A 14705-nucleotide genomic window follows, 5' to 3' on the forward strand; every position below is an offset into this window, starting at 1 on the left:
GCGGCGTGGCAGGCCGCTCAGGCGCGCGGCGTATCGGGCTCGACGACGTCGCCGCCGAGCAGGTGCACGCCTTCGCGCAGCTTCACGAACGCGGCCGCGACCGCTTCCGGCTCGCCCTTCACGCCGAGATCGATGTGACGGCGCGCATAGATGCCGCCGCGCTCCGCGTCGCCGACGCTCGGCAGGCTGAACACGCGCACGCCGGGGAAATCGCGCTCGATCTTCTCCATCAACGGCGTGAGCGTCGATTCCGGCAGCTCGAACACGTACAGCGAGCGCTCGGCATGCGGCGTCGCGTGATGCAGATGCGCGTACTTCGTATCGAGCACCCATTCGATCATCGGCCACGCCATCACCGGGAAGCCCGGCACGAAATGCAGATCGCCGACCGAGAAGCCGGGAATCCGGTTGTAGCCGTTCGGGATGATCGTCGCGCCCGCCGGGAACACGCCCATGTTGAAGCGATGCTGGTTCTCCGGCGACTCGAAGTCGACCGGCGCGGCCGGATCGGTGTGCGTCTCGCGAATGCGCTCCGAAATCAACGTCTTCGCCTCCGGATGCAGCTCGAGCGGCACGCCGAGCGCGGCGGCCGCGCACTGGCGCGTGTGGTCGTCCGGCGTCGCGCCGATCCCGCCCGTCGAGAACACGATGTCGCCCGATGCGATCGCGCGCGCGAGCGTCGCGGTGATACGCGCCGGATCGTCGCCAACGTATTCGGCCCAGTCGAGCGCGAGGCCGCGCGCGCCGAGCAGCTCGATGACCTTCGCCAGATGCTTGTCCTGCCGGCGGCCCGAAAGGATTTCGTCGCCGATGATGATGATGCCGATGCTCATGCCTGCCTCATGTCGATTGCGGTGGCGCGCGCACTGGCGCGCAGGTCTTCCAGCGCGCGCAGGCAGTAGTGCCCGAACCACAGCGCCGAGAAGACGAGGATGAAAGCGTAAACCCAGATCATGGCGGCCGCGACGAACGGGAACAGCACCATCATCCAGACCGACGAGACCCACACGAAGGTCGGCACGGTGCCGAGCAGCCCGGTCGCGACGCCGATGCCGATCAGCGGCCAGCGGTGCCGGCGCACCAGCGCGCGGCGCTCGTCGCGGCTCGCGTGCAGCGCGAGCGCGTCGTAGGTCATCACGCGGTACGTGAGCCAGCCCCAGATCACCGGCGGCAGCAGCGCGAAGAACGGCGGAATCAGCCACAGCGGGATCGTGACGACGAGCAGCACGACGCCGACGATCGCCGCGCCGAGCGAATTGACCACGCTGCCGAAGAAGGTGCCGCCCCGCTTCGCTTCGAGCGCCGCGAACTGGCGATTCGACAGGTGCTTGATCACGACCGGCATCGAGATCGTCGCGATCAGCAGCAGCACGGTCAGCACGATCAGCGGGATCGCGAGCGACACGACCACGAACGGCGCGACGACCGCATGCAGTTGCGACATGCCGATCGCGTCGAACGCGCGATACAGCATGGCCGTCAGCACGAAGCCGTCGAGCGCGCCGCGCGCGAGGTCCAGCAGCGTCTGCCACGAGAACCACAGCACGGCGCCCCACAGCAGCGCCGACACGACGAACGGCATCAGGGTGAGCCACAGCATGCGCGGGTGCAACGCGCTGGCGAGCGCCCGGACGAAGGAACGCAGCAAGTCGTTCATGCGAGCCTATGGAATCTGGATTGACGGAGAAAAACGGGGAAAGGATAAACCACGCGGCCCGCATGCGCCAAAGCGCATGCGGGCCGCGTGGAAGGGTCGTTCAACGGGAGAACGGCCGGAGGGGATCAGGCCGACGCCGCGCCGCGCTTGGCGGGGAACAGGCGCCGGAAGATCCGCACGAACGCCAGGCCGTGCTGCGACCAGAAGCCGTCGCCATAGGACACGCCCTCGACCTGCTCGCGGATGCCGGTCGGCTCGACCGTGCGGCTCCACGACGCGGTGCCGAACATCATGTCCCACCACGGGAACAGCACGCCGAAGTTGCAGCCGTACTTGGTGCCTTCGTGGCCATAGCCGACCGCATGGTGGCGGCGGTGGAAGATCGGGCTGACGAGCAGGCGCTCGCCGAGCCAGCCGAACGACAGCCGCGCATTCGTATGCTGGATGCTCTGCACGAAGTTCGTGACCGCGGTGAGCACGACGAACTGCGACGGCGTCACGCCGATCACGAGCGCGATCGCCGCGAAGAAGCACGACTGCAGCACGTCGTCGAGCAGGTGGTTGCGGTCGTCGCACCACAGCGACATCTGGCGCTGGCTGTGATGGACCGCGTGCAGCTCCCACCAGACGCCGAACTTGTGTTGCCAGCGGTGATACCAGTAGCCGGCGAAATCGAGCACGACGAGGTAGATCGCGAACGCGACGATCGGCTGCGAGGTCACGCCCGGCCACAGATAGTCGAGGTTGACGTTCGCGACGCCGTGCAGGCGCAGCCACGCCTGGAAGTTGTCGAACACCGGCTGCAGCGCGAAGAAGAAGAACAGCGTGTAGATGCCGAGCTTCGAGATCGCCGTGTAGATCACGTCGACCCGCACCGCGCGGCGGTTCTTCCAGCGCTCGACCGGCAGCAGCGCCTCGAGCGGGCGCAGCAGCGCGAACATCAGCACCATCTGCAGCGCGCCGATGATCACCCAGTACAGCGCGTCGTAGGTGTCCTCGTCATAGTCCATCAGGTTGAACTTGAAGAGGAGCGGCTGCACGACGTCGACGTACAGCCAGGTCTGGATGTCCGACACGAACGCATCGATCAGGTGCAGCATCGTTCGCCTCCGCCCGTCACGCGCCGTTCGCCGCTCTCCACGGCGCGCGGTCGTAGAAGTAGATGCCGTGCGGCGAGCGGCCGACGGCGATCGTCTGCACCAGCTTGCGCGAGGCCAGGTCGATGATCCCGACCTTCTTCGCGAAACGGAACGTCACCCACAGCGTCTTCTTGTCGGCGGACAGCTCCATGTCGTCGGGGCCCGGCAACAGGCCCGTGATGTCGCCGACGTTGGTGAGCGTGTTCTCGTCGATGATGCTGATCGTGTTCGCGACGCGGTTCGTCACCGCGACGTGCGTGCCGTCGGCGAGCGAGCGGAAGTTGTGCGCGCCCTTGCCCGTGTAGATCTGCTTGACGATCTTCTGGTTGCGCCAGTCGACGACCGCGACGTAATCCGCGCCGGTCATCCCGACGAGCAGGAATTTGTCGTCCGGCGTGAGCCACAGGCCGGCCGGCACCTTGCCGACCTTCATCCTCCATTTGACCGTCTGCGTCGGCAGGTCGATCGCCGCGATCTCGCCGGACACCTGCAGCGACACGAGCAGCGTCTTGCTGTCCTTCGTGAACGCGAGGTGGCTCGGCATCACCGCGAGCGGCACGCGCTTCACGAGCTTCAGGTCGCGGCCGTCGTAGCCGTAGATGTCGACGCGGTCGAGCCGCAGGCCGGCCGCCGCGAACCACTTGCGATCGGGCGAGAAACCGAGCTGGTAAGGATCGTCGATCCCTTCGACGGTGCGCTGCAGCTTGCCCGTCTTAGGATCGAGGAACATCAGGCTGTTCGAGACCGAATTTGCGACGATCAGCGACGCGTTGTCGGGCGTCGCCATCAAATGGTGCGGTTCCTTGCCGGTCGGCATCGTGGAAACGACTTCGCGGGTCTGCTGGTCGATCAGGGAAAGCGTCGCTTCGGCCGAGTTGAGAACGATCACGTTATTCGCGTGGGCGGCGGGCGCCAGGACGGCGGCGGCCAGCGCGAGCGTGCGGCCGAGGGAAAGGAAAGTGCGCATGAAGACTCACGTCGTGGAACAGCAGTCATTGTAGAACGTTCGGCGGGCCCCGCCGGTTGACCCATGCCGGCATTGCGCCGCTTCGACGCACGCCCCGCCTGCCGGACGAGCCGCGGCAGCAGGCGCCGTGCGGCCGGCCGGGGCCGGCCGCCGATGCCGGCCCGGCCCATCGAAGTTGCGCTAGCGCTGCATCGACTCCCAGACCTTGTGCAGACGCTTGACAGAGACCGGCATCGGCGTGCGCAGTTCCTGCGCGAACAGCGAAATCCGCAGTTCCTCGAGCAGCCAGCGGAATTCCGCGAGCCGCGCATCGGCGACGCCGCCGCGCTGCGACACCGCGCGCTGGTACTGCTGGGCGAGCGGCAGCAGGTCGGCCGACTGCTTCGCGTCGCGCGCCGGATCGGCCTTCAGCTTGTCGATCCGCAGCGCGATGCCCTTCAGGTAGCGCGGGAAGTGCGCAAGCTGAGCGTAAGGCGTGTCGATCACGAAACGCTTGCCGACCAGCGCGGCCAGTTGCTGCTGCAGGTCCGCATGGGCCTGCGCGAACGGCTTCGCCTGCGCGAGCTTCTTCACGAGGCCCGCGTATTCGGCCAGGATCTGCCCGACGAGCCGCGCGATTTCCTGCGCGAGCAGGTTCAGGCGGCTGCGGCCCTCGTCGCGGCGCGCGTGGAAGCTCGCGTCGTCGTCGGGCAGCGGGTCCTGCAGGCACGCGCGGTCGAGCGCCGTATCGATCAGCTGGTCGCGCAGCTCGTCCTGCGTGCCGAGCGACATGTACTGCATCGCCATCTCGCGCAGGCCCGGCAGGTTCTTTTCGAGGAACTTGATCGGCTCCTTCAGCTGCAGCGCGAACAGCCGCCGCAAGCCGGCCCGGTGGATGCGCGCGGCCTCCTCCGGCGAATCGAACACCTCGACGTCGCAATGCGTGCCGCGGTCGACGAGCGCCGGATAGCCGTACAGCGTCTGGCCGCGCCGGCGGATTTCCAGCAGCTCGGGCAGCTTGCCGAAATTCCACGTCGTCAGGTTCTCGTACAGCGCGGTCGCGCCGGTTTCCGCCGCGGTGGCCGTCTGCGGCGCCGCGCCCTTGCCCGGCTTGCCGCCCTTCGCCGCCGAACCCGGCGCGGCAGCGGGCGCCGGCGTATCGCCTGCGTCGCCCGCGCCGGCATCGGCGCCGCCGGTCGCGATCGTCGACGCCGCCGCGATCTTCTGGAACTGCTGCTGCGCCTGCGCGCCCAGTTCCTGGCGAAGCTGCGCGAGATTGCGCCCCATCGCGAGCTGGCGGCCGTGCTCGTCGATCACCTTGAAGTTCATGAACAGGTGCGCGGGCAACGTCTCGAGCTTGAAGTCGGCCGTTTTCATCGCGACCTGCGTCTCGCCGCGCACGTCGGCGATCAGCGCCTCGACGAGCCCACCCGCACCGAAGCGCTCGCGGCCCATCCGCTCGACGAAGCCGGCCGCGTACTCGGGCAGCGGCACGCAGTGCCGGCGCAGCTTCTGCGGCAGCGACTTCAGGAGCAACTGCACCTTTTCCTTCAGCATCCCCGGCACGAGCCACTCGCAACGGCGCGCGTCGACCTGGTTCAGCGCGAAGAGCGGCACCGCGAGCGTCACGCCGTCGCGCGGCGTGCCCGGCTCGAAATGATACGTGAGCGCCATCTCGACGCCGGCCATCGTCGCGCGCTTCGGAAACAGGTCGGTCGTGACGCCGGCCGCCTCGTGGCGCATCAGGTCGTCGCGCGACAGGTACAGCAGCCGCTGCTTGTCCTCCGCCTGGCCGCCCTTCTTCACCTCGTCGCGATACCAGCGCTCGAACGCGGCGCCCGTGTGGATGCCTTCGGGAATCGCCTGGTCGTAGTACGCGTAGATCAGCTCGTCGTCGACCAGCACGTCCTGGCGGCGCGACTTGTGTTCGAGCTGCTCGATGTCGGCGAGCAGCTTGCGGTTGTGCGCGAAGAACGGCAGCTTCGTGTCGAATTCGCCTTCGACCAGCGCACCACGGATGAACAGCTCGCGGGCGCGCGCCGGGTCCTGCTTGCCGAACGCAACGCGCCGCCGGTGGTAGATCGGCAGCCCGTACAGCGTCGCGCGCTCGAATGCGCTGACCTGCGCCGGACGCTTCTCCCAGTGCGGCTCCGACAACGATTTCTTCAGCAGGTGCGCGCCGATCTTCTCGACCCACTCGGGCTCGATCTTCGCGAGGCAGCGCGCGTACAGCCGGCTCGTCTCGACCAGTTCGGCCGCCATCACCCAGCGGCCGGCCTTCTTCGCGAGCGCGGAGCCCGGCCACAGGTAGAACTTGATGCCACGCGCGCCAAGGTAATGCGGATCGTCGTCGGCCTTCATCCCGAGGTTGCCGAGCAGGCCCGTCAACAGGGCCAGATGAATCTGCTCGTAGGTGGCCTCGACTTCGTTGAGTCGCCAGCCGTGCTCGCGCACGACCGTCAGCAGCTGCGAATGGACGTCGCGCCATTCGCGCAGCCGCAGGTGCGACAGGAAGTTCTGCCGGCACGCGTCGATCAACTGGCGATTCGACTTCTTGTGCGCGACGGCCTCTTCGAACCACGCCCAGATCTTCAGCCACTGCAGGAATTCGGAGCGCTCGTCGGCGAACCGGCGATGCGCGTGGTCGGCCTGCTCCTGCGCCTCGATCGGGCGGTCGCGCGGGTCCTGCACGGACAGCGCGCTCGCGATGATCAGCACCTCGCGCAGCGACTGCTGGTCGCGCGCGGCGAGAATCATCCGGCCGACGCGCGGGTCGAGCGGCAGCCGCGCCAACTCGCGGCCGAGCGGCGTCAGCGCGTTGTCGTCGTCGACCGCGCCGAGTTCGTTGAGCAACTGGTAGCCGTCCGCGATCGCGCGGCCGGGCGGCGGTTCGAGGAACGGGAACGATTCGATCGCCGTCAGGTGCAGCGATTTCATCCGCAGGATCACCGACGCGAGCGACGAGCGCAGGATTTCCGGGTCGGTGAAGCGTGCGCGCGCCTGGTAGTCGCTTTCCTCGTACAAGCGGATGCAGACGCCATCGGCCACGCGGCCGCAGCGGCCCGCACGCTGGTTCGCGGCCGCCTGCGAGATCGACTCGACCTGCAGCTGCTCGACCTTGTTCCGGTACGAATAGCGCTTCACGCGCGCGAGGCCGGTGTCGACCACGTAGCGGATGCCCGGCACCGTCAGCGAGGTTTCGGCCACGTTGGTCGCGAGCACGATCCGGCGCGCGTTCGACGCCTTGAACACCTTGTCCTGGTCGGCCGCCGACAGCCGCGCGAACAGCGGCAGGATCTCGGTGTGCGGCGGATGATGCTTGCGCAGCGCCTCGGCCGCCTCGCGGATCTCGCGCTCGCCGGGCAGGAACACCAGCACGTCGCCAGGGCCTTCGCGGCACAGCTCGTCGACCGCGTCGACGATCGCGTCCATCAGGTCGCGCTCGGCCTCGCGCGCGGTCTTCACGCGATCGCGGCCGCCCGTGCCTTCGGCGTTCTTCACCGCCGGGCGATCCTCGGCCACCGGGCGGTAGCGCATCTCGACCGGATACAGCCGCCCGCTCACCTCGATCACGGGCGCCGGACGCTCGTCGGTACCGAAATGGCGCGCGAAACGGTCGGCATCGATCGTCGCGGACGTGACGATCAGTTTCAGGTCCGGCCGCCGCGGCAGGATTTCCTTCAAATAGCCGAGCAGGAAGTCGATGTTCAGGCTGCGCTCGTGCGCCTCGTCGATGATCAGCGTGTCGTACGCCTTCAGCAGCGGATCGGTCTGCGTCTCGGCGAGCAGGATGCCGTCCGTCATCAGCTTGACGGATGCGCCCGGCGCGAGGTTGTCGGTGAAGCGCACCTTGTAGCCGACCACCTCGCCGAACGGCGTGCCGAGTTCCTCGGCGATGCGGCGGCCGGTCGACGATGCGGCCAGGCGCCGCGGCTGCGTATGGCCGATCAGGCCCGTGCCGCCGGCGCCGAGGCCGCGGCCGAGATCGAGACAGATCTTCGGCAACTGCGTGGTCTTGCCCGAGCCGGTTTCGCCGCAGACGATGACAACCTGATGACCGGCGATCGCGCGCGCGATTTCGTCGCGCTTGCCCGACACGGGCAGGCTTTCGGGGTACGTGATCGGCGGGACGGGATTCGGTGCCACCGCGGCGCGCGGCGCACGCTCGCGGCGCGGGGCGCGCTCGCCGGTTGTCTGCGGCGCGCCCTTCGCGGCCGGCTGGCGCGCGTCGCCGCGCCGTTCGTCATTGCGCGGCCCGCGCGGTGCGGGTGCCGGCTTGCCCGCCGGCGTGCCCTGCTGCTGGCGCGACGGCTGGCCCTGCTGCTCGCGCGCATCGGCCGCACCATCCGGGTGCTTCGCCGACGGCGTATTGGCCCGCGTCGGCGCGGGACTTTTAGAAACATTCGACATGGGGGCGCATTATAATCCCGCCCATGAATTCCCAAACCGACCTCCCTCCCGCCCAGACCGGCGCCGCGACGCCGCCGGCCGCCGACGATTCGGCCGCCAGCCACGCGCAGTTCGTCGACTGGATGCGCTCCGTCGCGCCCTATATCCACAAGTTCCGCAACAGCACGTTCGTCGTGGGGTTCGGCGGCGAGGTGGTGCAGCAGGGTCTGCTGAACGCGCTCGTGTCCGACATCGCGCTGTTGCAGGCGATGGGCATCCAGATCGTGCTGGTGCACGGCTCGCGCCCGCAGGTCGAGGAGCAGTTGAGCCTGCACGGCGTCGAATCCGAGTTTTCGCACGGGCTGCGCATCACCGATGCGCGCGCGCTCGAATCCGCGAAGGAAGCGGCCGGCGAAGTGCGTCTCGACATCGAGGCCGCGATCAGCCAGGGTCTGCCAAACTCGCCGATGGCGCACGCGCACATCAGCGTCGTGTCCGGCAACTTCGTGACCGCACGGCCGGTGGGGATTCTCGACGGGGTCGATTTCGCGCACACGGGCATCGTGCGCAAGATCGACGCCGAATCGATCCGTCATTCGCTCGCGAGCCGCAAGCTCGTGCTGCTGTCGCCGCTCGGTTTCTCGCCGACCGGCGAGGCCTTCAACCTGTCGATGGAAGACGTGGCGTCGGCGGCCGCGATCGCGCTGCGCGCCGACAAGATCATCTTCCTGACCGACGGGCCCGGCATCGTCGACGACGAAGGCGAGCTGGTGCGCGAAATGTCGCTCGACGCGGCGGCCGAGCTGCTCGATTCCGGCAACATCCAGGGCGACGACGCGTTCTTCCTGAAGCACTCGATCCGCGCGTGCCGCGGCGGCGTGACCCGGGCCCACCTGATCCCGCAGTCGCTCGACGGCAGCATGCTGCTCGAACTGTTCCTGCACGACGGCGTCGGCACGATGATCTCGTACGAGAACCTCGAAAGCCTGCGCGAGGCGACGCCGGACGACGTCGGCGGCATCCTGTCGCTGATCGAGCCGCTCGAGTCCGACGGCACGCTGGTGCGGCGCGGCCGCCACCAGATCGAACGCGACATCGACCACTTCTCGGTGATCGAGCACGATGGCGTGCTGTTCGGCTGCGCGGCGCTGTACCCGTACCAGCAGGAGAAGATCGGCGAGATGGCGTGCCTGACGGTCGCACCGGAAGCGCAGGGCTCAGGCGACGGCGAACGCCTGCTCAAGCGCATCGAGCAGCGCGCCCGCGCGCGCGGCCTCACGCACATCTTCGTGCTCACGACGCGCACCGAGCACTGGTTCCTCAAGCGCGGCTTCGTCAAGGTCAGCGTCGACGACCTGCCGGAAGACCGCCGCAAACTCTATAACTGGCAGCGCAAGTCGCTCGTGCTGATGAAGCAGCTCTGAGCGCAGGCACGACTGCCCTTCCCCCCAGACACCGATTACAGGAGAAGTACACGATGGCTCGAATGATCCAATGCGCGAAGCTCGGCAAGGAAGCCGAAGGCCTCGATTTCCCGCCGCTGCCGGGCGAACTCGGCAAGCGCATTTACGAGAGCGTCTCGAAGGAAGCATGGCAAGGCTGGCTCAAGCAGCAAACGATGCTGATCAACGAAAACCGCCTGAACATGGCCGACCCGCGCGCGCGCCAGTACCTGATGAAGCAGACGGAGAAGTACTTCTTCGGCGACGGCGCGGACCAGGCGTCCGGCTACGTGCCGCCGACGGAAGGCTGAAGCGACGCTCGACTCGCGACGGCCGGCCGCGCCGATCTCGTCGTGACTTGAAGCAAACGCCCGAGCAAACGGCACCGTGGATCGCACGGTGCCGTTTGCTTTTGGGCTGCGTGATCGGAACGAGTCGAGGCTGCGCCACGCGCACTCGGTCCGACGCGCGATGCCGACGGAGCGCCGAATCACCGAATTGCCGAATCGCGAGCGTGCCGAATCACGCCGGCCTCCCCGGCTCACCCCGCCGGTTTCAACGTGCCGCGATCGTCCGGCTGCACCGGCTCGCCGACCGGACGATCGGCGCTCGCGCCTTCGGTGCCCCACTCGGCCGCATCGCTGCGCTCGGCGCTCGACAGCTCGTCGGCGCGATATCCGGTGCGATTGAGCAGCGCCAGCATGCACGCCAGCGACACGAGCGCGTACAGCCCCGACGCGATCGCGACGCCGACGATGCTGCCGGTCGCATTGAGAATCGCCTGCGCGAGCACCGGCGTGCCGCCGCCGGCGACCAGCGCGCTCAACTGATATGCGAGCGACAGGCCCGTATAGCGGATGTTGGCCGGGAACACGCGGGCGAGCACGCCGCCGACCGCACCATAGAACATCGCCGACGGAATCGTCGAGATGCACATGCCCGCGACGGCGACCCAGTACGAACGCGTCGCGAGCGCATGGAACATCACGGGCATCAGCACGATTTCCGGAATCAGGATCCAGCACATCGCGCGCCGCATGTCGACCTTCGACACGAACCACGCGCCGACCGGCTGCATCAGGAATTGCACGACGAGCGAGATCGACAGGATGCCGAGGAACGTGCCCTGCGCGTAACCGAGTTCCTTGGTCGCCCACGACAGAGCGAACGTGCTGCGGAAATACGTGACGTTGATCACCGGCAGCGTGCCGGCCGCGAGCAGCACGACGACCCAGTGATCGCGCACGACCTCGCGCAGCGGCAGCTTCACCGTGCGCTTGCGCGCGAGCACACGCTGCATGTCGACCGACTCCTCGAGCCTCAGCCGGATCACCATGCCGATGATCACGAGCACGGCCGACAGCAGGAACGGAATGCGCCAGCCCCACATCAGGAACGACGGGGTCGGCAGCGTGCTCAGCGCGAAGAATGCCGCCGTGGCCAGCAGGTTGCCGGTGGGCGAGCCTTGCTGCGCGAACGCCGCATACAGGATGCTGCGATGCTTCGGCGCATTCTCGCTCGCGATCAGCACCGCGCCGCCCCACTCGCCGCCGACCGCGATGCCCTGCAGCACGCGCAGCGCGACGAGGCCCGCCGGCGCCCAGACGCCGATCGACGCGTAACCGGGCAGCAGGCCGATGCCGGTCGTCGCGAGCCCCATCATCACCAGCGTGATCACGAGCGCGGTCTTGCGGCCGACGCGATCGCCGAGATGGCCGAACACGATGCCGCCAAGCGGCCGCGCGGCGAAGCCGGCCCAGAACGTGACGAACGCGAGCAGCGTCGCGACGCCGGGGTCCATCGTGCTCGAAAAGAACACCTTGCCGAACACGAGCGCCGCGGCCGTGCCGTAGATGTAGAAGTCGTACCACTCGATCGTGGTGCCGACGAACGCCGCGAGGGCGGCGCGGCCGGGCCGCGGTTGTGCTGCGGGCGGGGATTGCGGACGGCTCATCGATGTCTCCATATTGTGATGATCGGGGGCGCGACTCGCGCGCGCCTTTCCCGGGTGGCCGGCATCACGCCGCCGGCCGGCGGCGTCGTGTCAGTCGGGCGGCGACTCGCCGGCTGCCGTCTTCAGCACGCCGGCATCGAGCAGTTGTTGCTGAAGCACGCGATCGACGCCGAGCCGGTCGAGCACCGCGCGCGTGTCGCGGCCGAGCGCGGGCGGCGCCGACCGGTAGGTGGCCGGCGTGCGCGACAGCTTCACCGGCGACGCGGTGCCGCGATACGCGCCGATCTCGACGAACAGGTTGCGATGTAGCGCATGCGGATCGTGCGCGACGTCGGCCACCGTGCGCACCGGCCCGCACGGCACGCCGGCCGCCATCAGGTCGCGCGCGAGCGGCTCGCACGCGTGCGCGATGAGCCGCGCTTCCAGTTCGGCCTTCAGCTCGGGCCGGTGCGCACAGCGGCTGCGGTTGTCGACGAAGCGCGGATCGGCGGCGAGCGCCGGCGCGCCGAGATGCGCGACCAACCGTGCGAACTGCCGGTCGTTGCCGACCGCGAGGAAGATCGGCACGGTCGCCGTGCGGTAGCTGTCGTACGGCGCGATGTTCGGATGCGCGTTGCCGCTGCGTTCCGGCACGCGGCCCGAGCCGAAGAAATTCGGCAGGTGCGGATGCAGCAGCGACACGCCGCAGTCGTACAGTGCGACGTCGATCGACTGCCCGCGCCCGCTCTTCTCGCGCTCCGCGAGCGCCAGCAGGATGCCGGCGAGCGCGTTGAGCCCCGTGACCATGTCGACGATCGGCAAACCGATGCGGGTCGCGTCGCCGTCGCGTTCGCCGTTCACGCTCATCAGCCCGGCCATCGCCTGGATCACCGCGTCGTAGCCCGGCAGCCCGCCGAGCGGACCGTCGGCGCCGAAGCCCGTCACCGCGCAGTGGATCAGGCGCGGCAAGCGCGGCTGCAGGTCGCGTGCGTAGTCCATCCCCCAGCGCGCGAGCGTGCCGGGCTTGAAATTCTCGACGAGCACGTCGGCTTCTTCGAGCAGGCGCCACAGGATCGCGCGCCCTTCGTCGTGCGACAGGTCGAGCGCGAGCCCTTCCTTGTTGCGGTTCACGCCCATGAAGTACCACGCCGTGTCGCCGAGGAACGGCGGCCCCCAGCCACGCGTCTCGTCGCCGGCGGGCGGCTCGATCTTGACCACCGTCGCGCCGTGGTCGGCGAGCGCCTGCGTGCAGTACGGGCCGCCGAGCACCCGGCTCAGGTCGACGACCTTCAGGCCGTCCAGTGCGCCACGCGTCGGGTTCATCGCTCGACCTCCGGCAGCAGGTCGAGCGCCATGTCGAGCGCGACCGGCAGGCCGCGCAGCAGCGCGTCGGACGCGGCCGATTCGTCGTCGCGCGGGGCCGGCGCGAGCGGATCGACAGGCAGCAGCTTGTGCCGCACGATCAGGTGCGCGAGCGCGAGACGCCGGAAATCCGGCGCGAGCCGTGCGCCCTCGCAGGCCATCAGCACGGCCGCGCTCGCGTAATACAGCGCGGACGCGGCCTGCCGCACGCGCGCGTCGTCGCCTTCCCCGGCCACCCTCGCAAGTGCATCGCATGCCCGTACAAGGATGCGCCGCAGCGCCGTGCGGCTCGCCTCGGGCAGCGGCGCCGCGCCCAGACGATCGCCGAGGAACGTCCGCAGCGCGTCGAGCGCATGCTCGCGTTGCGCGGCACGCGCGACGTCGAGCGCGACGATGTTGCTCGTCCCTTCCCAGATCGAACCGAGATGCGCGTCGCGTACGAGCCGCGCATCGCTCCATTCCTCGATATAGCCGGTGCCGCCGCGCACTTCCATCGCGTCGCCCGTCACGCGGCGCGCGTCGCGGCAGGCGCGGAACTTGATCAGCGGCGTCAGGATCCGCACGCAGCGCGCGGCCTGCTCGTCGCCCGCGTCGGCCTGCGGCAGCAGCAGCGCGATCTGCATGAACATCGCGCGTGCGGCCTCGGCCGGCAGCAGCATCTTCATCAACTGGCGCTGCATCAGCGGCATCTCGATCAGCTTGCGGCCGAATGCCTCGCGATGCGCGGCGACGTGCAGCGCTTCGTTCAGCGCGCGCCGCATCAGCCCCGCCGCGCGCACGCCGTTCGACAGCCGCGACATGTTGATCATGTCGGCCATCTGGTGAAAGCCGCGGCCGATCTCGCCGATCAGGTACGCCTGCGCACCTTCGAGCGCGATCTCGCCGCTGGCCATCGAACGGCTGCCGAGCTTGTCCTTCAGGCGCACGATCCGGTAGCGGTTGCGCGTGCCGTCCGGCAATGTCTTCGGCAGCAGGAACAGCGCGAGGCCCTTGATGCCGTCCGGCGCGCCGTCGGGCCGTGCGAGCACCATCGCGAGATCGGCGTCCGCGTTCGAGCAGAACCACTTGTCGCCGGTCAGCCGCCAGACGGTCTCGCCGTGCGCGTCGGTTTCGCTGGTCGCGCGCGTCGCGATACGGCCGACGTCGGAGCCGGCCGCCTGCTCGGTCATGAACATCGCGCCCTGGTACAGCGTGTCGAAGTCGCGCGAGGCGAGCCGCGGCAGGTAGCGCGCGACGAGCGCGGGATCGCCGAAGCGGCGCAGCGTGCGCGTCAGCGAATCGGTCATGCTGACCGGGCAGCACAGCCCGAATTCCGCCTGCACGAACAGGAACGTCAGCGCGTACTTGACGAGCGGCGGCACGGTTTCGGCTCCATGGCTCAGTGATGCGAGCCCGAGCTCCGCATACGCGACGCGTTCGAGCGCGACGTACGCCGGGTCCTTGTCGATCCGCTGCACGGCCTCGCCGCGCCGGTTGCGATGCTCGAGCACGGGCGGATGCTTGTCCGCGCGCGACGCCCACTCGTCGAGTTCGCCCGACACGCGCGCGCCGAGCGCGCGCAGCCGCGGCTCGAGTTCGGCATAGTGCGCGTCGCCGAGATGCAGCTTCAGCAACGCGCCGAGATCGGGATCGAGGGTGAAGAAATTGATGCCCCGGGTATCGGGGATATTGGATGCGCCGGTGTCCGGCGTGCGAGCGGTGTCGTTCATGCGTGCGTCTCCTGGGTTGCCGGTGCAGCGACCGGGCCGCGCGCCGCAGCGCCCGGCCGGCCCTGCATCGAGCCTCCCGCAGAGCGTAGGCGCGCGATCGATAAGCGTCCAATACAGGATTTGTCCGG

General features: G+C 68.7%; 10 protein-coding genes. 2 read left to right on the forward strand and 8 right to left on the reverse strand.

Annotation, left to right across the window (positions count from 1 at the left end; all coding sequences use genetic code 11):
* Positions 1-17 precede the first annotated feature (17 nt).
* The 5 genes from JMF86_RS10675 to hrpA all read right to left on the reverse strand — a co-directional run bounded on the left by JMF86_RS10675 (position 18) and on the right by hrpA (position 8152).
* Positions 18-833 carry a molybdopterin-binding protein gene (locus JMF86_RS10675; RefSeq protein ID WP_054927969.1) on the reverse strand — a complete coding sequence of 272 codons (816 nt, stop codon included), beginning with the start codon at positions 831-833 and terminating at the stop codon, positions 18-20.
* Positions 830-1657, reverse strand: a complete 828-nt coding sequence (locus tag JMF86_RS10680) for an EI24 domain-containing protein (RefSeq protein ID WP_054927970.1) — start codon at positions 1655-1657, stop codon at positions 830-832. Before JMF86_RS10680 ends, JMF86_RS10675 begins: the two co-directional genes overlap by 4 nt.
* Before the next feature lie 125 nt (positions 1658-1782).
* Positions 1783-2757: a sterol desaturase family protein gene (locus JMF86_RS10685; protein ID WP_023477463.1), complete on the reverse strand. Its 975-nt coding sequence runs from the start codon at positions 2755-2757 to the stop codon at positions 1783-1785.
* A 16-nt stretch (positions 2758-2773) separates the two neighbouring features.
* A complete protein-coding gene (locus JMF86_RS10690; RefSeq protein WP_054927971.1) occupies positions 2774-3763 on the reverse strand; it encodes a beta-propeller fold lactonase family protein in 990 nt (329 codons plus the stop codon).
* Positions 3764-3943: 180 nt separating this feature from the next.
* The gene (gene hrpA / locus JMF86_RS10695) at positions 3944-8152 is read right to left on the reverse strand and encodes an ATP-dependent RNA helicase HrpA (protein ID WP_200161793.1); all 4209 of its coding nucleotides are present in this window, start codon (positions 8150-8152) and stop codon (positions 3944-3946) included.
* Between the two features lie 23 nt (positions 8153-8175).
* Here hrpA and argA point away from each other — a divergent pair, with 23 nt between their 5' ends.
* Positions 8176-9555 carry an amino-acid N-acetyltransferase gene (gene argA / locus JMF86_RS10700; RefSeq protein ID WP_006497806.1) on the forward strand — a complete coding sequence of 460 codons (1380 nt, stop codon included), beginning with the start codon at positions 8176-8178 and terminating at the stop codon, positions 9553-9555.
* Positions 9556-9608: 53 nt separating this feature from the next.
* The gene (locus JMF86_RS10705) at positions 9609-9884 is read left to right on the forward strand and encodes an oxidative damage protection protein (RefSeq protein ID WP_006478357.1); all 276 of its coding nucleotides are present in this window, start codon (positions 9609-9611) and stop codon (positions 9882-9884) included.
* 230 nt (positions 9885-10114) lie between these two features.
* Here JMF86_RS10705 and JMF86_RS10710 read toward each other — a convergent pair whose 3' ends face one another.
* The 3 genes from JMF86_RS10710 to JMF86_RS10720 all read right to left on the reverse strand — a co-directional run bounded on the left by JMF86_RS10710 (position 10115) and on the right by JMF86_RS10720 (position 14577).
* The gene (locus JMF86_RS10710) at positions 10115-11527 is read right to left on the reverse strand and encodes an MFS transporter (protein WP_200161791.1); all 1413 of its coding nucleotides are present in this window, start codon (positions 11525-11527) and stop codon (positions 10115-10117) included.
* A 90-nt stretch (positions 11528-11617) separates the two neighbouring features.
* Positions 11618-12829, reverse strand: a complete 1212-nt coding sequence (locus JMF86_RS10715; RefSeq protein WP_200161790.1) for a CaiB/BaiF CoA-transferase family protein — start codon at positions 12827-12829, stop codon at positions 11618-11620.
* The gene (locus tag JMF86_RS10720) at positions 12826-14577 is read right to left on the reverse strand and encodes an acyl-CoA dehydrogenase family protein (RefSeq protein ID WP_201316993.1); all 1752 of its coding nucleotides are present in this window, start codon (positions 14575-14577) and stop codon (positions 12826-12828) included. The genes JMF86_RS10715 and JMF86_RS10720 overlap by 4 nt, the downstream gene beginning before the upstream one ends.
* Positions 14578-14705 lie beyond the last annotated feature (128 nt).

This window comes from Burkholderia sp. E168m15 (assembly GCF_016586105.1).
GTDB lineage: Bacteria > Pseudomonadota > Gammaproteobacteria > Burkholderiales > Burkholderiaceae > Burkholderia > Burkholderia orbicola.

What these genes read in the sequence shown, in the direction of transcription:
- JMF86_RS10675 (WP_054927969.1), bottom strand. Translation starts at nt 833, where the DNA reads ATGAGCATCGGCATCATCATCATCGGCGACGAAATCCTTTCGGGCCGC.
- JMF86_RS10680 (WP_054927970.1), bottom strand. Translation starts at nt 1,657, where the DNA reads ATGAACGACTTGCTGCGTTCCTTCGTCCGGGCGCTCGCCAGCGCGTTG.
- JMF86_RS10685 (WP_023477463.1), bottom strand. Translation starts at nt 2,757, where the DNA reads ATGCTGCACCTGATCGATGCGTTCGTGTCGGACATCCAGACCTGGCTG.
- JMF86_RS10690 (WP_054927971.1), bottom strand. Translation starts at nt 3,763, where the DNA reads ATGCGCACTTTCCTTTCCCTCGGCCGCACGCTCGCGCTGGCCGCCGCC.
- hrpA (WP_200161793.1), bottom strand. Translation starts at nt 8,152, where the DNA reads ATGTCGAATGTTTCTAAAAGTCCCGCGCCGACGCGGGCCAATACGCCG.
- argA (WP_006497806.1), top strand. Translation starts at nt 8,176, where the DNA reads ATGAATTCCCAAACCGACCTCCCTCCCGCCCAGACCGGCGCCGCGACG.
- JMF86_RS10705 (WP_006478357.1), top strand. Translation starts at nt 9,609, where the DNA reads ATGGCTCGAATGATCCAATGCGCGAAGCTCGGCAAGGAAGCCGAAGGC.
- JMF86_RS10710 (WP_200161791.1), bottom strand. Translation starts at nt 11,527, where the DNA reads ATGAGCCGTCCGCAATCCCCGCCCGCAGCACAACCGCGGCCCGGCCGC.
- JMF86_RS10715 (WP_200161790.1), bottom strand. Translation starts at nt 12,829, where the DNA reads ATGAACCCGACGCGTGGCGCACTGGACGGCCTGAAGGTCGTCGACCTG.
- JMF86_RS10720 (WP_201316993.1), bottom strand. Translation starts at nt 14,577, where the DNA reads ATGAACGACACCGCTCGCACGCCGGACACCGGCGCATCCAATATCCCC.